Raw genomic sequence first — 18,134 nt, 5'->3', positions numbered from 1 at the left:
TCGGAGGATATGACATGCAAATTCAAGAATTAGGGATTGCCGTCTTATGGACGTTTCTATACGGCTACCTCATCGTCGCATCGATTGACTTCGGTGCAGGCTTCTTCGCTTTCTATAGCCGCTATACGAAACGTGATCACTTAGTGAACCGTCTCGTCAAACGGTATTTGTCACCGACATGGGAAGTCACGAACGTATTCTTCGTGTTCTTCTTTGTCGGGATTGTCGGATTCTTTCCGGACACTGCTTATTACTATGGTACGGCCTTGCTCGTTCCAGCGTCTGTCGTGTTAATCTTGCTTGCGATTCGTGGTAGCTTCTATGCGTTCGCTAACTATGGGTCAAAGGAGAGCACGCTCTATATGTTCCTCTATGGGGCGACGGGATTACTCATCCCAGCTTCGATGTCGACGGTCTTAACTGTCAGCCAAGGTGGTTTCATCACAGAGACAGAGAACGGCGTCTTCTTTGACGGGGCGAAGTTGTTCACCAACTTCTACTCGTGGACGGTCGTCATCTTGGCGATTGTCTCTGTCCTCTATATTAGTGCCATGTTCCTCTTGTTCTATGCGGACAAGGCACGTGACCAAAATGCCGTCGAACTTGTTCGAAAATGGGCTCTATTTTGGAGCGTCCCGACGATTATCGCATCGGGTCTCGTCTTCTTCGGGTTGAAGTCGCAAGCTGCGTGGCATTACGAAAGCATCCTAGGAGGGAACTGGTGGTGGTTTGCGATGAGCTTCTTGTTCTTCGTCATCGCCGTCTCCTTCGTTTATATGAAACGAAATTACGGGATTGCCTTCTTGATGGTCATGGGTCAGTTCTTCATGGCATGGTTCGGCTACGGATACTCTCACTTGCCATACATCCTGTATCCGTATATCGATATTAATGGAAGTGTCGTCAACGAGTCGATGGCGGTGGCACTTGTCATCGTATTCATCTTAGGGTTGCTCCTACTCGTTCCGGCGCTCTATCTCTTGCTCCGTTTGTTCTTGTTCGACAACGACTACGTACGAGGGAAACGCTCGAGTGGAAAAGCATAATGGCAAGAACGGGATTTCCTTTATTTGAAGGGAATCCCGTTTTGTTTTTTATATAGAGTTTTGAAGTGGAATCAGTTACACTGAACGAAGAATCAAGAAGAGAACATGTGTAGGAAAGGGATGTAGCATCATGACAGGTGAATTTGCAGTCATCGGGTTAGGACGATTTGGAGGGTCGATCGTCCGAGAATTGTCTTCAAATGGATATGACGTCCTCGCCATCGATTCAGATGAGGAACGTGTCAATGAGTTTATGGGATTGGCAACCCATGCCGTGATTGCCGATACAACAGATGAGAATGTGTTAAAGAGTTTAGGGATTCGTAACTTTGAACATGTGATCGTCGCCATCGGGGAGAATATTCAAGCTTCCATTTTGACGACGTTGATTTTAAAGGAACTCGGTGTCCAAATCATCACGGTCAAGGCGACGAACGATTACCATGAAAAAGTACTCCGTCGAATCGGGGCGGATAACATCGTCCACCCTGAGCGAGATATGGGCGTACGAATTGCCAATGGGTTGATGAGCCAGAGTATCCTCGACTACCTCGAATTATCGAATGAACATTCGATTGTCGAAATTAAAGCATCGGACAAGTTATCGAACAAATCCCTCATCGATTTGGACTTGCGAGCGAAGTACGGGGTGAACATCGTCGCGATTCGTCGCGATGACGATGTCCTGATTTCTCCTCAAGCGGATGAGATGATTTTATCGGAAGATATTTTGATCATCATCGGGAAGGATACCGATTTGGATCGACTAGAGCGCACACTTCGTTCGAGATAAAAGAAAAGACCTTTGGAGCGATGCCGCGATCGTTGAATCGATTGATCCAACTCGACGGTTTGACTCCAAGGGTCTTTTTTAGATGAGCTTCATCGCCTTTAGGCCGTACTCGATTCCATCTTCAAGGATGGATTTCGTGACGAAATCCGCCACGTCTTTCGCTTCAGTGCGACCATTGCCCATGGCGATTCCTGTCCCTACATACTGAAGCATGGCCAAGTCGTTCAATGCATCTCCGAAAGCATACGTATTCTCCAGACGGTAGCCGTTGGTCTCAATAAAGTGACGGATGCCGTCTGCTTTACTGGCTCCCTTATTGATCACGTCCATCGCATGAGGATGCCAACGTATAAAATCGAACTCACGATAAGCATTGATATAACGATGCTCGTCTTCAGGCGTGCAGTACAGTAACGTCTGATACACATCCTCTTCTGCGTGGAAGTTCGGTTCGAATGAAGGGATCGGCATGTCGAGTTCGCCGAGCGATTGTTCAACGATGGCGTCGTTCGGTTTTGAAGCACCACCACGGTCCTGTCCCAAATAGACGAGAGTATGGTCATTTGAAGAAGCGTGCGTCGTCAAGCGACCGAGTGCATCTTTCGAGAGCGTGTTACGATAGACGATTTCACCTTTGTGCACGACAATCTGACCGTTGTAACAAACGAGACTATCAATCCCGACACGTTCTGGGATGTCGGATAGCATGGCCGGTCCTCGTCCCGTCGCGATGAACGTCTCGACGCCGTTTGCCTGAAGTGCTTGAATCGCTGAAATCGTGGAAGGCGGGATATAACTACCTTCATGTAAAAGCGTGCCGTCAATGTCGAAGAAAACAACCTTTTGATCTTCCATTTGATTCACCATTCTTTCTCTTTATCTAAAAAATATGTTTTCTGAACCCACTAAAAGGATAACACGAAATAGGGAAACTACCACGAATATCACATCGTTAGTGAAATATTGTCATGATATGAGCTATAATGAAAAAAGAATCTTACGGGCATATTCGAGAATCACTTATGTTTCACATAGATGTATTAATAATTGAAGTAAGGAGAGATTAAATGAAGTTTGTTAAGAACCACCAAACAGCCGTGTTCGCATTGGGCGGACTCGGAGAAATCGGGAAGAACACATATGTTGTTCAATTCCAAGATGAAATCATCGTCATCGATGCGGGAATCATGTTCCCAGAGGATGACTTGCTTGGAATCGACTATGTGATTCCTGATTACTCGTACTTGATTAAAAACAAGGACAAAGTAAAAGGGGTATTCATCACTCACGGTCACGAAGACCATATCGGGGGAATTCCATTCTTATTGAAGCAAGTACAATTGCCGATTTATGCGACGAAACTCGCGCTCGGATTGATCAAAGTTAAACTTGAGGAGCATGGGTTGCTTCGTGAGGCGGAGCTCCATGAGATTGATGAGGATTCACTCATCAAGTTCCGTAAGACGAGCATCTCGTTCTTCCGCACGACGCACTCGATTCCGAACTCACTCGGTGTCGTCGTCAAGACGCCACAAGGGAACATCGTCCATACGGGTGACTTCAAGTTCGACTTCACTCCGGTAGGCGAGCCGGCAGACCTTGCCAAGATGGCGGAAATCGGAAAAGAAGGCGTACTTTGTCTCTTGTCCGATTCAACAAATGCAGAAGTGGAAGGCTTCACGATGAGTGAGAGCGTGGTCGGTGGGACGATTAGTGAGACGTTCCGGAAAGCGGACGGTCGAATCATCTTTGCGACGTTCGCATCGAACATCTATCGCTTGCAACAAGTGGTCGATGCGTGTGCCGAGACAGGTCGTCATCTCATGATTTTCGGTCGTTCGATGGAGAAAGTCATGACGATCGGACAAGAACTCGGTTTCATCAACGTGCCAAAGGGTATGATTATTGAGGCGAATCAGATGCGTCACTACGACCCGAATGAAATCGCGATTCTTTGTACCGGATCGCAAGGGGAACCGATGGCAGCGCTCAGCCGTATTGCAAATGGGACGCACCGTCAAGTGTCGATCATTCCTGGGGATACGGTCATCTTCTCTTCTTCTCCAATCCCAGGTAACGCCATCTCGGTCGGGAAGACGATTGACCAGTTGTATAAAGCGGGAGCGGATGTTGTCTACGGTAAGTTGACGAACATTCATACGTCAGGTCACGGTTCGCAACAAGAACAGTTGTTGATGATTCGTCTTCTGAATCCGAAATTCTTCATGCCGATTCACGGCGAGTACCGTATGTTGAAAAAGCATGCTGAGCTTGCTGAATCGGTTGGAATCCCGAAAGAGAACAGTTTCGTTATGGATAATGGCGAAGTGCTTGCTGTCGACTCGGAGTCGGCTGCGGTCACTGGTAAAATTTCTGCGAACGCTGTGTATATTGATGGGAATGGAATTGGTGATATTGGGAATATCGTATTAAGGGATCGCCGCATTCTGTCTGAAGATGGACTTGTTGTTGTCGTCATCAGCATCGATGGCAAGACGCGCAAACTCGTCTCAGGACCAGATATCATCTCACGTGGATTCGTCTACATGCGTGAATCAGGTAGTCTGATTCGTGATGGCGAACGATTGTTGAAGAAAACCGTCGAACAAGGATTGTCCAATAAGCAGATGAAGTGGTCGGAGATGAAGCAACTCGTCTCAGACACCCTCACACCTTACTTGGCACAAAAGACGCGGAGACACCCAATGGTCCTGCCGATTATTATGGAAGTATGATTTGACGGGCTGTAGGAGACTACAGCTCGTTTTTTTCACCGCAAAAGAGGAGGGGGAGCTTATGGCGAAGAAAAAGGGGAAGAAAGGGTGGCTGAAATGGGGAGCCGCAATCATTGCGGTCATTTTTCTCATCACGCTCGTTTATCATCAAGTCAAACCATTACCGGAAGGCGTGTCGAGACAATCTGAACCGTACCTCATCACAGATGACCAAATCGATTTTCTTCATGATTTGACCTATCAAGGGGAAGATACAGAGATTGTCGAACAGGAGATATTTAGTGAAGTTGAACGAGCGATACGTGAGGCAAAAGAATATATCGTCATGGACTTTTTCTTATTCAATCCTTATTCGAATGAAGACCGACAATATCCGGACATTACATCGCGCCTATCTTCAGCATTGCTTGAGCAAATGAAACGATATCCGGACTTGAAAGTCGTCTTCATCACGGATGACATCAATACCAGCTATAACGGTCATGTTTCTGACCACTTCGATGTACTGGAGGAGGCAGGGGTAGAAGTCGTGTACACAAATCTCGATGCTCTTCGTGACCCGAATATTTTATACTCCACGTTTTACCGGATGGCGATTCAGTGGTTCGGCAATAGTCAAGACGGATGGCTACCGAACCCGATGGCCTCTTCGGCACCGGACATTACGGTACGTGCATATTTAAGGTTGCTCAATATCAAAGCGAACCATCGAAAAGTGATGGTCACCGAGAATGAAGGCTTTGTACTTTCCGCTAATCCACATGATGCCAGCGGATATCACTCGAATGTCGGTGTCCATTTAAAAGGACCGATTTTAAAAGAAATCGTTGAAGGTGAGCAAGCGGTCGCGACGTTCTCTAAAGGGGATGCACGGCGCTTCCCAGATGATGAAGCGCTGTCGAAGATTGAAAATGCGCCGAGCGAGGCACCGATGGAGATTCGTTATGTCACGGAAGGGAAGATTCAAGAGTCGGTGCTCGATGCAATGAATGGGGCGGACGATGGGGACACCATCTGGATCGGAATGTTCTATTTGGCAGATCGGAATATTATCCAAGCAATCGAGGATGCCGCCGGGCGCGGGGTGAAGGTGAACTTGATCCTCGATCCGAACACGAATGCCTTCGGTCGATCGAAATCAGGGTTACCGAACTTACCGGTGACGGCAGAACTGAACACCGTCAACCCGGAGCAAATCGAGATTCGCTGGTATGATGTCGCCAAGGAACAATATCATCCAAAAATCCTGTATGTGGATGGTGAAGAAAAGACCGTTGTCTTAGGATCGGGGAACTATACGACCCGGAACATGAACGATTACAACCTAGAGGCAGACGTCGAAGTGACAGGAGAAGTGGATACAGCCTTCTTTGATGAAGTGGACGAGTATTTTAATCGTCTATGGAACAATGAGAATGGCACGTATACGGTAGCGTATGATGAGATTCAAACCGATCTCCCAATCGGAAAGTATATGATGTATTGGCTCCAAAAAGTCACATGGACGATGACGTATTAAAAAAACAGCTATCCTCAAAATTTGGGGATAGCTGTTTTGACGTTAGTTCGTCTCGATTGGATTAAACTCATTCGTGTATTCGTATAAGAATTTCCCAGTCTCTTTCAAGACGTCACTTTTACGGTGAAGCGAGAAATGGTCGTACGGTACCGTTTCTGTCTGAATGTTATTCGTATACTCTTCCAGTAACAGAGAACTCGCCGGCTCAATCAAATTGAATTCACCGCCTCGTCCAGAGAAGGAGAGTACCTGAACGGACCTTGGCCATGTCTCAAGCTTAGACTGGAATGCTTGTAGTCCGTCTGAGTTAGGGGACAAATCACGGATGGCAGGGCTTCCGGTGTTAATGCCGAAGTTACTGGCAGATAATCCGAAGTTCGCAAGGCGTGTCCCGCCGAATGGGCTATCGAACGTTACAAACTTATCGACGATGTACGTCTCTTGATTCAAGATATAGTTGGCAGCGGCTACGCCACCCATACTATGGCCAATGATATACATCCGGTCGAACGAACGATTTCTCGTTTTCTTATACGTTTCAATGGCTGCATTCAACCACTTTGTCTGATTGTTCAAAGAAGCCTCTGCATCTTCGAACTCGATTCGGACAATCGGGCGAGTTGAACTAAAATCATATATTTCACAGTCGGCCTTGCCTTTGACAGTCACGGTACAAAGTGCTCCGTCAGTCGCTTGCCCACTTTGTTCCATCGCTTGAGAGAAACGGAGGAACGTCCGGTCTGTCCCGAGTAATCCATGAACTGCAAACGTAGGGATAAACTCATTCGTTTGAGAAGCTTGGCGAATCGCCTCGGATTGACGCTCGTTTGCAAACTCTTGTCGGAATGTCCCGACAATCAAAATGAGCGAGAGGGAGACAATCAATAACCCTAACAGGCGTGAACGAATCGACGTTTCTCTAGGGTTGCCGACGTTTCGTCGATACTTGCGCCAAATGAAATAACTTAAGATGATAGCTGACACCAATACGATGATGGTGATCACCCATGCTTTAACGTTCGGCACATGGGCGACTAACTTTACATTGTTTTGGCGTCCTCCGTACACTTGCCACTCGACATGTTTCATAGAACGGAGGTCTAAGCCAGTTCCATCCTCAACGAATACGCCGGTCGGAACAGTCAAGTTAAAGCGAATGTCGGCTTGGCGGATATATCGTTCAGCCAATTTTTTGGGGGAGCCGGTTAGTTCAACACCGGGTAAGTCGACCCGATCGAGTCGGAGGTCGAGATTGGTTTGGAGTGTATATGAATCAAACCAAATGCCTTCCTGTTGCTCGATGTCGAACTGAATATCCGGAGGGACTAAAATACCGGCTGGTCCCGTTTTCCATTCCTCTTTAATCTGTTGCAACTCGTCGACATTTTTAAATGTCTTCTTTAAGACCATGCCTTCGTAGTCATCAGGACTTGAATAATCTTCTGTTTCATATCCGTTTTCTTCCGCCTGCTCTTTCCAAGTATCCCAGTCGAGTCTGAGATTGAGCAATTTCATGACTGGATGATCACGGAACGCGTAAGTCGTTTCAAGCGAAACAGATTGGTCATAGTGGACGGTCGCATCATAATTGATTCGCACACATCCACCGATTAAAAGAAATAAAAATGGGAATAGTAACAACAGTGCCCTTTTTCTCGAACTAAACATGTTAAATCGGTTCGCCGTATGTTTCTAACGGGTTCGACATATTAATCCGGTCATAGAACATGATCCCGTCTAAATGATCGAGCTCGTGCTGACATACGACAGCGCGCATTCCGCGCAGACGAAGCTTAATCGGCTTCCCGTCGCGGTCGAACCCTTCTAACGTGATTCGACGAAAACGAGGTACATTTCCTTTGACCACGCGATCGACCGATAGACAGCCTTCGCCGCCATTCAAAAATGTCTGTTCGACGGAATGACTTGTAATTTTAGGGTTGAAGATGGAGAGTTTAAACGTCTCTTCCTCTTCTTGTAGCAATACTGTGAAGAAACGACGATTTACACCGAGTTGAGGTGCGGCGATTCCGACACCACCTCGTAACTCGTATTTCTCGCTCATCTCTGGGTCTTGACTATTGACAAGAAACGTCTCCATCTCGTCGAGTAACGCCAAATCTTCTGTTGTTGGCGGAATCGAAACTTCGGCTGAACGCGCGCGAAGTCGCTCGTCTCCTTCGCGGATGACATCTTTCATGGTTAACATACACAACTTCCTTTCTATCGAACTTATATGATTGATTATATCATATTTAAACAGGAAGGAATGTGGATGGTACAGAAGGTGAAATGAAAATAATACAGTGGTGAAAAGGATGTCATATCCCTTGAATGTAAGCGTTTTATTTAGGTAAGCATATTTTTTGCGTTATTGAAACAACCCGTTTTATACTAACAAGGAAACGTCAGGAGAGGATAACTTTTCTGAATCACGTTAATACAGATTGCTTTTTTGGACAGATACACGTAAGATTTGAGATAGTGTTTGATCACAAAAAAGACAATTGTCTCATAGTTGAAAGGATGAGGTGAAACGAATGAACAACGTTCAGGTACTTCAAAACGTGGAAGAAAACTTCCAAACGTTCCGTATTCTCGACGAGAAGGGTGAGGTCGTCAACCAAGACGCAATGCCTGACCTAACGGACGAGCAACTTCAGGAGCTCATGCGCCGCATGGTCTATACTCGAATCTGGGACCAACGCGCCATCTCACTTAACCGTCAAGGTCGCTTAGGATTCTACGCGCCAGTGGCAGGTCAAGAGGCGACGATGATCGGGACGCAATACGCGCTCGACAAAGAGGACTGGATTCTTCCAGGATACCGTGATATCCCGCAACTCGTATTCCACGGACTTCCGCTTTATCAAGCGTTCTTGTTCTCACGTGGACACGTGGCAGGAAACCGCATCCCTGAAGGTGTCAACGTATTGATGCCACAAATCATCATCGGTGCACAAATCATTCAAACTGCGGGTGTGGCAATGGGCCTCAAACGCAACGGCAACAAAAATGTCGCCATTACTTACACAGGTGACGGTGGCTCATCACAAGGTGACTTCTACGAAGGATTGAACTTTGCAGGTGCATTCAAATCACCAGCAATCTTCGTCGTTCAAAACAACCGTTTCGCTATCTCAACTCCTGTTGAAAAGCAAACTGCAGCTAAAACGATCGCGCAAAAAGCTGTTGCAGCTGGAATCAACGGAATTCAAGTAGATGGAATGGACGTTCTTGCAGTGCTCGCAGCGACTCAACAAGCTCGCGTCGACGCACTCGAAGGAACACCGACACTCATCGAGTCACTCACTTACCGTTACGGACCACATACGCTCGCTGGGGATGACCCAACACGTTACCGTACAAAAGAACTCGACACAGAATATCAAGAAAAAGATCCACTCGTACGTTTCCGTCTCTTCCTTGAGAACAAGAAACTCTGGAACGAAGACATGGAGAACGAAGTGATCGAGCAAGCGAAAGCTGACGTGAAAGAAGCAATCAGCCAAGCAGACAAAGAACCAAAACAAAAAGTTTCGGACTTCATCAACAACATGTTCGAAGAACTTCCTTCAAACTTGAAAGAACAGCTTGAAGAATATACTGCAAAGGAGTCGAAGTAAGTTATGGCTCAAATGACAATGATCCAAGCGATTACTGATGCGATGCGCGTTGAAATGAAACGCGACGAGAAAGTACTTCTTTTCGGAGAAGACGTTGGTAAAAACGGTGGGGTATTCCGTGCGACGGAAGGTCTCCAAGACGAGCTCGGCGAAGACCGTGTCTTCGACACGCCACTCGCTGAATCAGGGATTGGTGGTCTTGCGATCGGTCTAGGTCTTACTGGATTCCGTCCAATCATGGAAGTTCAATTCTTCGGATTCGTATTCGAAGTTTTCGACTCAATCGCAGCTCAAATGGCACGTATGCGTTACCGTTCAGGCGGCGCTTACAGCCAACCAATCACAATCCGTTCACCATTCGGTGGTGGAGTTAAGACACCTGAGCTTCACGCGGACAGCCTTGAAGGTTTGATGGCTCAGACACCTGGTCTTAAAGTCGTTATTCCATCGACTCCGTACGATGCAAAAGGTTTGTTGATCGCGTCTATCCGTGATAACGACCCAGTCGTGTTCCTCGAGCACATGAAATTGTATCGTTCATTCCGTGGCGAAGTACCTGAAGGTGAGTACACAATCGAACTCGGTAAAGCGGATGTGAAACGTGAAGGTACAGACGTTTCAATCATCACTTACGGTGCGATGGTGCACACGTCACTCAAAGCAGCGGAAGAACTTGAAAAAGAAAACATCAACGTTGAAGTCATCGACCTCATGACAGTGAGCCCGCTTGATATCGACACAATCGTAGAGTCTGTTAAGAAAACAGGTCGTGCGATCGTCGTTCAAGAAGCACAACGTCAAGCAGGTATCGCAGCGAACGTTGTAACTGAAATTCAAGAGCGCGCAATTCTTCACCTCGAAGCACCAGTTCTTCGAGTAACTGCACCAGACACAGTCTTCGCATTCGCACAAGGTGAAGACATGTGGTTACCTGACCATAAAGATGTCGTTGCAAAAGTTAAGGAAGTTGTGAACTTCTAAGATCGTGTCGAATAAACGATGAGGGAGAATTGTCTCCCTTGTCGTGTTTACATGATGAATTGATGGGAGGAAAAACCAGTGGCAGTATTTGAATTTAAATTACCAGATATCGGTGAAGGTATTCACGAAGGTGAAATCGTCAAGTGGTTCGTAAAAGCAGGGGATACGGTCAAAGAGGACGATGTTCTTTTAGAAGTACAAAACGACAAAGCAGTCGTTGAAATCCCAGCTCCAGTCGACGGTACAGTCAAAGAAGTTAAAGTTTCTGAAGGTACAGTTGCTGTAGTCGGCGACGTCCTCATTACGTTTGACATCGAAGGCGACGCACCAGCAGGTGAAGAAGAAACACCTGAACAACCGAAAGCAGAAGAGAAGACAGAAGACGTAAAAGAAGATGTGAAAGAAGACGCGCCACGCGACGTTCAACTTCACAAATCTGAGCGTGTTATCGCTATGCCATCTGTCCGTAAATATGCACGTGAAAAAGGTGTCGACATCCGTGAAGTAAACGGTTCTGGCGACAACGGCCGTGTATTGAAAGAAGACATCGATGCATTCGCGAACGGCGAAGCACCGTCTGCAGAAGCTACAACAGAGAAAACAGAATCTGTAGCACCAGCAGCTGCTGCGAAAACGGAAATCAAGCCTTACGAGTCAGCGACTCCTGAACTTGAAACACGTGAGAAAATCCGTGGAATCCGTAAAGCCATCTCGAAAGCTATGGTTAACTCGAAACACACTGCACCACACGTTACACTCATGGACGAAGTCGACGTTACAAAACTCGTTGCACTCCGTAAAGATTTCAAACAAGTCGCGGCTGACCAAGGCGTGAAACTCACGTACTTGCCATTCGTCGTGAAAGCATTGACTGCTGCAGCGAAAGCATTCCCAACAATCAACGCTTCAATCGATGACGTGAACGAAGAAATCGTCTACAAAAACTACTACAACATCGGGATTGCAGCTGACACGGACAACGGACTCGTTGTACCAGTCGTAAAAGATGCAGACCGTAAATCAATCTATGCACTTGCTACAAACATTAACGAACTTGCAGGTAAAGCTCGTGAAGGTAAGCTCGCTGGGGAAGACATGAAAGGTGGATCGATCACAATCACAAACATCGGTTCAGCTGGTGGACAATGGTTCACGCCTGTCATCAACCACCCAGAAGTTGCGATTCTCGGTATCGGCCGTATCGCTGAGAAAGCTGTCGTGAAGAACGGTGAAATCGTTGCTGCGCCAGTACTTGCACTTTCATTCAGCTTTGACCACCGCCTCATCGACGGTGCGACTGCACAAAACGCTCTTAACATGGTGAAACGCTTGCTCGAAGACCCAGCACTTCTAATGATGGAGGGATAAGAACATGGTAGTAGGAGAATTCGCACAAGAAACTGATTTGCTTGTCATCGGTGCCGGTCCTGGTGGATACGTTGCCGCAATCCGTGGCGCACAGCTCGGAATGAAAGTAACTATCGTTGAGAAAGGCAACTTCGGTGGTGTCTGCTTGAACGTCGGATGTATCCCATCGAAAGCGTTGATCACAGCAGGACACAACTTCCAACACGCTAAAGGTCATGATTCAATGGGAATCACGTCTGACAACGTGTCAGTGGACTTCACAAAAGTTCAAGATTGGAAACAGTCAGTCGTTAACAAATTGACTGGCGGTGTTAAAGGTCTCCTCAAAGGAAACAAAATCGAGATCGTTCAAGGTGAAGCGTTCTTCGCGTCTGAAGACACAGTTCGTGTCATCACTGAAGACAGCTCAACTCCTTACAAATTTAAAAAAGCGATTGTCGCGACTGGTTCTACACCAATCGAGATCCCATCGTTCAAATGGTCTAAACGTGTCCTTTCTTCAACTGGCGCGTTGGCACTTCCTGAAGTACCGAAGAAACTCGTCGTCATCGGCGGTGGATACATCGGTATGGAGCTCGGTACTGCATACGCTAACTTCGATACAGAAGTTGTCGTTGTAGAGGGCGCTAGCGACATCTTGTCTGGTTTCGAACCACAAATGACGCAAATCGTTAAGAAGAAACTCAAGCAAAAAGGGAACGTCACAATTCACACGAATGCACTTGCTAAAGGTGTTGAAGAAACGGAAGACGGCGTAACTGTTAAGTTTGAAGTAAACGGTGAAGAGCAATCTGTTGAAGCGGACTATGTCCTCGTCACAGTTGGTCGTCGTCCAAACACAGGCGACATCGGTCTTGAGAACGCGGACGTTAAAATCAGCGACCGTGGAATCATCGAAATCGATGACCAGTGTAAAACATCGAACGAAAACATCTATGCAATCGGTGATATCGTTCCTGGACCACCACTTGCACACAAAGCATCTTACGAAGCGAAAATCGCAGCGGAAGCAGCAGCAGGTAAGCCAGCTTACCTCGACTACTCTGCAATCCCTGCAGTCGTCTTCACAGATCCTGAACTCGCAACGGTTGGTTATACAGAGCCACTCGCAAAAGAAGAAGGACTCGAAATCACAGTTTCGAAATTCCCATTCGCAGCGAACGGTCGTGCACTTGCACTTGACGAGCCAGACGGCTTCATGAAGCTCATCACACGCAAAGAGGACGGTCTCTTGATCGGTGCTCAAATCGCGGGTACGGGCGCTTCAGATATGATTGCTGAGCTTGGCCTTGCAATCGAGGCTGGTATGACTGCTGAAGATATCGCACTTACAATCCACGCTCACCCATCACTCGGTGAGATGGCTATGGAAGCTGCTGAAATCGCAATGGGTATGCCAATCCACGTTGTAAAATAAGAACGTCAATAAAACCTCTCTCACGATTCGTGGGAGAGGTTTTTAATGTAGGTGACGACACGCTCGACTTCCTTGAATCCGACCTTCTCGTGAAAGCGTTGACTGTCCTCGTTTTCAAGCTCGGTATCCGATGCCAGTTCGATACAACCGTGACGGGCCGCAAAGGTTGATGCAGTATCGACCAAACGAGAGGCGACACCTCGGTGGCGCTCTGATTCACTGACATAGATTCCTTCCACATAGGCGGTCGGGGACGTACTAGAACCTGGCACATAGTCATGCCGGAAACTGAGTTGACAAAAACCAACCGCCTTCCCATGTTCATTTGATGCGATGAAATAATGCATCTTTTTTGAGGCGAGACCGAGTTTGACTTCCATTCGTAATTCTTCGGTGGGGGCGTCTGGCCATAAATCGTGCATGAACTGGACAAGAGTTTCTACGTTTACCTCTGTTGCATAATCAATCTTCATTGTCATTCTCTCCTTAGGTTTCATACTTGTAGTATAAAGGAAAATACTTGTGAAGAGAAAAGGGAGGGAATCCTGATGGCATTCGATGAGGAGTTATTGTATACCGTGTCCGAGACGAGTCGGGTCCGATTTACGGGGATTGAAACAGAAGCCGCCCGTTATGATTTTGGTTTCGTCTATACACAGCAATTCATGGGCAAGGTGTTAGTCGTCTGTATGCAAACGGGTCAATCGGCCCTTCTTGATTTGCATGCGCTAGAAGAGCCGCGTCAATTGTATCCGATGCTTGGCATCAACTTGAACGACACAGAGCACGTCGCTGAATTTTTACGACTTTGCTTCGTCGAAAAAACACAAGCATCTGAAGAAATTGACACTTGAAAAAATGTAAGCGTTTTCTTATAATAGGCACTAGGGGAAGCAATTCGATCATCTACAGCCACCTTTTCTGAGATGACATAAAAAATGAGCCGGTCATCATGACCGGCTCATTTTTTGTTTAGCGAATCGCTTTTGTTTGTTGGATGACTTTAATCATTTGCAGCGACTCATCTTCAAGACCTTGTACGGGAAGACCCGCTTCAATGTTGGCCATAATGTATTCGAGTGTCGACGTCGTAATCAATTCACCTGGAATGATGATTGGAATTCCAGGTGGATACACCATGATGAATTCCGCTGAAATACGCCCGACTGCGTTTTCGAGAGGGATCGTCTCCGTCTCTTCATAAAACGCATCACGAGGACTGAGCGCAAGTGGTGGAATCTCTGGAAGCATGATGGATAATGAGTCGTTCCCAGACTTTTGGTAAACAGAAACGACATCTCGCATCGCTTCAATCAACGCTTGAATCGTTGACTCGTCGTCCGCTGATGTGACGATGAAGAGCACATTCAATAAATCGGACATCTCGACTTCGATGCGGTGTTTGTCGCGAAGATATTTCTCGACTTCAAATCCAGTTACCCCAAGTTCACGCACGGATACGAGTACTTTCGTTTCGTCAAGCGCGTAAGTCGATTCAGAATGCAACTCGGCATGACCGTATACCGATAAGTTCGGCATGAGATTGATTGCCGTACGGGCCGTTCTAGCAAGCTCGAGTGCACGCTCATTCATCATGTGACCCTTTGTCGCTAACTGTCGACGTGCCGCGTCGAGAGAAGCGAGGAGCAAATAGGATGTTGACGTCGTTGTAATCATAGAGAGCATCGCGTGAATTCGTTCTGGCGAGACGAGTCCGCGGCGTACGTTCAAAATCGAACTGCCTGTCATTGAACCGCCAAGCTTGTGCACACTCGTCGCCGCCACATCTGCTCCCGCTTGCATCGCCGAGAGCGGAAGTTCATCGTGAAACGGGAGATGAACGCCGTGTGCCTCATCGACAAGTACAGGAACGTCTTGTGCATGCGCGACGGATACGATACGCTCTAAATCACCTGCGACCCCGAAATAAGTCGGGTTGATGACGAGTACGGCTTTCGTGTCCGGATGAAGTTCAAGCGCGCGTTCAACGGCACTAGCCGTAATTCCGTGGGCGATGCCGTATGTTTCGTCAAATTCCGGGTGGATGAAGACCGGGTGGGCACCCGTTAAGACGAGCGCGGACATGACGGATTTATGGACGTTCCGTGGCACGATGATTTTTTCGTTCGGGCCAACGACACCCATGATCATCGCCATGATGGCACTCGATGTCCCTTGAACGGAGAAAAAGGTCTCGTCAGCACGGAACGCCTCTGCCGCCAAGCGCTCCGCTTCAGCGATTGCCGCTTTTGGATGATGGAGGTCATCGAGTGGGGCAATGTTAATCAAATCAATTTTTAGGGCGTTTTCACCAATAAAGTCACGAAACTCCGGGTCCATCCCTTTTCCGCTTTTATGACCAGGAATGTGGAACGCAATCGGGTTTGAGTCGACATGTTCAAGCAACGTGTCAAATAGTGGCGTTTCGAGCTGAGTAGCACCTTTTAATTTCAATCGTAAATCCCCCTTGAATCAGTTTATTTATAAGATGAATAGTATCGTTATGATATATGTTGTTTTTAAAAAAGAAGCAACAAAAAAACTATAGAGATTTCTGGCTCAACTTGCAATAGTTTTTTTTGTTGTTACAATGGGTGTCGAGGTGAAACAATATGCAAATCAACTATCCGATCAATCCGGATTGGACGACTGACGAATTGATTGAAGTCGTCGAGTTTTATAACGTCGTCGCACAAGCCAATGAAGGTGGGGTGGAACGAGAGGTTTTTCTCGACTCCTATCGTGCCTTCAAGCAGATCGTAACATCTAAGTCGGAGGAGAAACAACTGAACGCGGTTCACGACGAACAGACAGGTTATTCCACGTATCGTACGGTTCAGGCGGCAATGAAGTCCTCGAGTAAAATGATCAAACTGTAAGACCGAGCATGCCCGAGCAAATTCAGGCATGCTTTTTTGTTATTTCTCCTTTAAATCGGGTACAGTTCATTAACACCAAATCAGGTTTAGGGACCTCGGAATTGGGAATATATCCATTAAGATAAAAAATTCAAAATAGTCAGACAATTATCTTTCTTTTTCGAATTTTATCTGATATACTCAATTCAACTCACTAAACCGTAACTTGTAGCTCAACAAAAGGAGTGTGGCATCTTATGAAACAAGTGATTGAGGCATTCAAAAGAAAAGACGCAGAAAAACGGATCCCGGTGCTGCGCTTAGAGATTGATTATGAATTGGCAACCCTCTTCGATGCGATGGCGTCACAAGATGATGCTACAGTTCAGGCTAGCAAGCATCGGTTAGAGAAGTACCGCCAAGAATTATTGCGTCTCGAAGCCTAACCATTACACACACATTCAACCAGTATTCCGAGCGGATACTGGTTTTTGTTTGGTACAATACAGTTGAGGTGATCACAGATGATAGAATGGTTTGCAGTCGACTTAATCAAACAAGCGGGAGAACTGATTCGTCGCGAGATTGATCAAAGTTATGAAGTGGAACGAAAGACGGGAAAAGGGGACTTGGTCACTGAAATCGACCGCGCGGTGGAACAACTGATTGTCCGTCGAATCCAACAAACATTTCCGGAACATCAGATTATGGGGGAAGAGGGGACGACAGATCAGCCAGAACAATTGACCGGTACCGTCTGGTTTGTCGACCCGATTGATGGGACGTTAAATTTTATTCATCAAAAACGTATGTTTGCCATCTCTATCGCGATCATGATAGATGGAGTCGTGGAATATGGATTCGTCTATGACGTCATGGCGGATGAGATGTTCATGGCGCGGAAAGGATACGGGGCGACGTTGAATGGTCGGACGTTGACGACCCTTCATGAACATCATGTCCGAGACGCGTTTTTAAGTATGAATGCGACGTGGGTCACGCCGAACCACCAGATTGCCCCGGAAATACTCGCTCCGATTGTACGGGACTCGATTGGGACGCGAGCTCATGGTGCTGCATCGCTTGAATTAGCCTGGCTTGCTGCCGGTCGCGTGGACGGCTACATCACCATGCGCAATATGCCATGGGATTATGCTGCTGGAAAGTTACTCGTTGAAGAGGTAGGCGGGCGTGTCGTTTCCTTATATGGTGAGCCGATTCGCTATGACGGAAAAACATCTGTCCTGGCTGGGAGCGATTCATTTGTCAATGACGTCATCAAACATTACGTCATCGCAAAAGGGGTCACGGCTGAAGTAAAACCGGACTTACACATCGTGGAACATGATTCGTATGAAGAAATCCGCGACTTACTCGTCTTGGCGAATCCGAATGAAGCGATGGTCCGGGAACAATTCGAGGAAGGTCGTACGTACAAAGCGTTACTCGGTAGTGAGATTGTCGGTGCGTATATGCTCGTTTCACACGAAGGCGATCGGGTTGAACTCGTCAATATCGCAGTGAAACCCGAACGTCAAAACCAAACGATTGGTCAACGCTTGTTACAAGACGCAGTGAAGCGGGCCGCCTTGATTGGTGGAAAAGAACTGCTCGTCTGTACAGGGAATTCAAGCATCATGCAACTGCGCTTTTACCAACAAGCTGGATTCCGATTCGATTCGGTGGAACGCGATTATTTTCGTAATCACGGGTACGATGACATCGAAGAAGATGGACTCGTTTTACGCGACCGCATCTGCTTGACTCGTCCGCTATAAAGGCAAGTTAAAA

At 47.0% G+C, this 18,134-nt stretch carries 17 protein-coding genes; 12 read left to right on the top strand and 5 right to left on the bottom strand.

Annotation, left to right across the window (positions count from 1 at the left end; translation table 11 throughout):
- Window positions 1-14: 14 nt before the first annotated feature.
- Window positions 15-1,046, top strand: coding sequence for a cytochrome d ubiquinol oxidase subunit II (locus tag KNO61_RS06100; RefSeq protein ID WP_015881251.1), 1,032 nt, complete (start codon window positions 15-17; stop codon window positions 1,044-1,046).
- A 130-nt stretch (window positions 1,047-1,176) separates the two neighbouring features.
- Window positions 1,177-1,839, top strand: a complete 663-nt coding sequence (locus tag KNO61_RS06095) for a potassium channel family protein (protein WP_015881252.1) — start codon at window positions 1,177-1,179, stop codon at window positions 1,837-1,839.
- 78 nt (window positions 1,840-1,917) lie between these two features.
- Here KNO61_RS06095 and KNO61_RS06090 read toward each other — a convergent pair whose 3' ends face one another.
- A complete protein-coding gene (locus KNO61_RS06090; RefSeq protein ID WP_205728289.1) occupies window positions 1,918-2,706 on the bottom strand; it encodes a Cof-type HAD-IIB family hydrolase in 789 nt (262 codons plus the stop codon).
- A gap of 200 nt (window positions 2,707-2,906) precedes the next feature.
- Between KNO61_RS06090 and rnjA the strand changes: the two genes are divergently transcribed.
- Window positions 2,907-4,574: a ribonuclease J1 gene (gene rnjA / locus KNO61_RS06085; RefSeq protein ID WP_015881254.1), complete on the top strand. Its 1,668-nt coding sequence runs from the start codon at window positions 2,907-2,909 to the stop codon at window positions 4,572-4,574.
- Between the two features lie 61 nt (window positions 4,575-4,635).
- Entirely contained in the window at window positions 4,636-6,093 is a 1,458-nt protein-coding gene (locus KNO61_RS06080; protein WP_214684558.1) for a phospholipase D family protein, read from the top strand.
- A gap of 42 nt (window positions 6,094-6,135) precedes the next feature.
- On the opposite strand, the gene KNO61_RS06075 is transcribed toward KNO61_RS06080, so the two are convergent.
- On the bottom strand, window positions 6,136-7,761 hold the full coding sequence (locus KNO61_RS06075) for an alpha/beta hydrolase (RefSeq protein ID WP_214812163.1): 1,626 nt from the start codon (window positions 7,759-7,761) through the stop codon (window positions 6,136-6,138).
- Between the two features lies 1 nt (window position 7,762).
- Window positions 7,763-8,302 (bottom strand): peptide deformylase, encoded by a 540-nt coding sequence (gene def, locus KNO61_RS06070; protein WP_196430483.1) that lies wholly within the window; start codon window positions 8,300-8,302, stop codon window positions 7,763-7,765.
- Between the two features lie 331 nt (window positions 8,303-8,633).
- On the opposite strand from def, the gene pdhA reads away from it, so the two are divergent.
- From pdhA to lpdA, 4 genes are all read left to right on the top strand, one after another.
- On the top strand, window positions 8,634-9,719 hold the full coding sequence (gene pdhA, locus KNO61_RS06065) for a pyruvate dehydrogenase (acetyl-transferring) E1 component subunit alpha (protein ID WP_015881258.1): 1,086 nt from the start codon (window positions 8,634-8,636) through the stop codon (window positions 9,717-9,719).
- A gap of 3 nt (window positions 9,720-9,722) precedes the next feature.
- A complete protein-coding gene (locus tag KNO61_RS06060; RefSeq protein ID WP_015881259.1) occupies window positions 9,723-10,700 on the top strand; it encodes an alpha-ketoacid dehydrogenase subunit beta in 978 nt (325 codons plus the stop codon).
- A 78-nt stretch (window positions 10,701-10,778) separates the two neighbouring features.
- A complete protein-coding gene (locus KNO61_RS06055; RefSeq protein ID WP_015881260.1) occupies window positions 10,779-12,068 on the top strand; it encodes a dihydrolipoamide acetyltransferase family protein in 1,290 nt (429 codons plus the stop codon).
- A gap of 4 nt (window positions 12,069-12,072) precedes the next feature.
- A complete protein-coding gene (gene lpdA, locus KNO61_RS06050; protein WP_015881261.1) occupies window positions 12,073-13,485 on the top strand; it encodes a dihydrolipoyl dehydrogenase in 1,413 nt (470 codons plus the stop codon).
- 20 nt (window positions 13,486-13,505) lie between these two features.
- On the opposite strand, the gene aac(6') is transcribed toward lpdA, so the two are convergent.
- On the bottom strand, window positions 13,506-13,958 hold the full coding sequence (gene aac(6') / locus KNO61_RS06045; protein WP_214684554.1) for an aminoglycoside 6'-N-acetyltransferase: 453 nt from the start codon (window positions 13,956-13,958) through the stop codon (window positions 13,506-13,508).
- Window positions 13,959-14,033: 75 nt separating this feature from the next.
- Here aac(6') and KNO61_RS06040 point away from each other — a divergent pair, with 75 nt between their 5' ends.
- Entirely contained in the window at window positions 14,034-14,339 is a 306-nt protein-coding gene (locus tag KNO61_RS06040; RefSeq protein WP_078146628.1) for a DUF3055 domain-containing protein, read from the top strand.
- 118 nt (window positions 14,340-14,457) lie between these two features.
- Here the strand turns inward: KNO61_RS06040 and KNO61_RS06035 are convergent, their stop codons facing one another.
- Window positions 14,458-15,939: an aminotransferase class I/II-fold pyridoxal phosphate-dependent enzyme gene (locus KNO61_RS06035; RefSeq protein WP_078146629.1), complete on the bottom strand. Its 1,482-nt coding sequence runs from the start codon at window positions 15,937-15,939 to the stop codon at window positions 14,458-14,460.
- A gap of 158 nt (window positions 15,940-16,097) precedes the next feature.
- On the opposite strand from KNO61_RS06035, the gene KNO61_RS06030 reads away from it, so the two are divergent.
- The 3 genes from KNO61_RS06030 (at window position 16,098) to KNO61_RS06020 (ending at window position 18,121) form a co-directional block, all read left to right on the top strand.
- Window positions 16,098-16,364, top strand: coding sequence for a UPF0223 family protein (locus KNO61_RS06030; protein WP_031421520.1), 267 nt, complete (start codon window positions 16,098-16,100; stop codon window positions 16,362-16,364).
- Between the two features lie 236 nt (window positions 16,365-16,600).
- Entirely contained in the window at window positions 16,601-16,789 is a 189-nt protein-coding gene (locus KNO61_RS06025) for a hypothetical protein (RefSeq protein ID WP_015881266.1), read from the top strand.
- Between the two features lie 78 nt (window positions 16,790-16,867).
- Window positions 16,868-18,121, top strand: coding sequence for an inositol monophosphatase family protein (locus KNO61_RS06020; protein ID WP_078146630.1), 1,254 nt, complete (start codon window positions 16,868-16,870; stop codon window positions 18,119-18,121).
- Window positions 18,122-18,134 lie beyond the last annotated feature (13 nt).

It is taken from the genome of Exiguobacterium sp. s140 (assembly GCF_018617035.1).
Taxonomy (GTDB): Bacteria; Bacillota; Bacilli; order Exiguobacteriales; family Exiguobacteriaceae; genus Exiguobacterium; species Exiguobacterium profundum.
This window is presented reverse-complemented; position numbering and strand designations above follow the sequence as displayed.

Bases quoted from the DNA above. Each gene is read 5' to 3' on its own strand.
- rnjA (WP_015881254.1), top strand. From the start codon at position 2,907: ATGAAGTTTGTTAAGAACCACCAAACAGCCGTGTTCGCATTGGGCGGA.
- KNO61_RS06090 (WP_205728289.1), bottom strand. From the start codon at position 2,706: ATGGTGAATCAAATGGAAGATCAAAAGGTTGTTTTCTTCGACATTGAC.
- KNO61_RS06030 (WP_031421520.1), top strand. From the start codon at position 16,098: ATGCAAATCAACTATCCGATCAATCCGGATTGGACGACTGACGAATTG.
- KNO61_RS06040 (WP_078146628.1), top strand. From the start codon at position 14,034: ATGGCATTCGATGAGGAGTTATTGTATACCGTGTCCGAGACGAGTCGG.
- KNO61_RS06080 (WP_214684558.1), top strand. From the start codon at position 4,636: ATGGCGAAGAAAAAGGGGAAGAAAGGGTGGCTGAAATGGGGAGCCGCA.
- pdhA (WP_015881258.1), top strand. From the start codon at position 8,634: ATGAACAACGTTCAGGTACTTCAAAACGTGGAAGAAAACTTCCAAACG.
- KNO61_RS06025 (WP_015881266.1), top strand. From the start codon at position 16,601: ATGAAACAAGTGATTGAGGCATTCAAAAGAAAAGACGCAGAAAAACGG.
- KNO61_RS06020 (WP_078146630.1), top strand. From the start codon at position 16,868: ATGATAGAATGGTTTGCAGTCGACTTAATCAAACAAGCGGGAGAACTG.
- KNO61_RS06100 (WP_015881251.1), top strand. From the start codon at position 15: ATGCAAATTCAAGAATTAGGGATTGCCGTCTTATGGACGTTTCTATAC.
- KNO61_RS06095 (WP_015881252.1), top strand. From the start codon at position 1,177: ATGACAGGTGAATTTGCAGTCATCGGGTTAGGACGATTTGGAGGGTCG.
- KNO61_RS06075 (WP_214812163.1), bottom strand. From the start codon at position 7,761: ATGTTTAGTTCGAGAAAAAGGGCACTGTTGTTACTATTCCCATTTTTA.
- lpdA (WP_015881261.1), top strand. From the start codon at position 12,073: ATGGTAGTAGGAGAATTCGCACAAGAAACTGATTTGCTTGTCATCGGT.
- def (WP_196430483.1), bottom strand. From the start codon at position 8,302: ATGTTAACCATGAAAGATGTCATCCGCGAAGGAGACGAGCGACTTCGC.
- KNO61_RS06060 (WP_015881259.1), top strand. From the start codon at position 9,723: ATGGCTCAAATGACAATGATCCAAGCGATTACTGATGCGATGCGCGTT.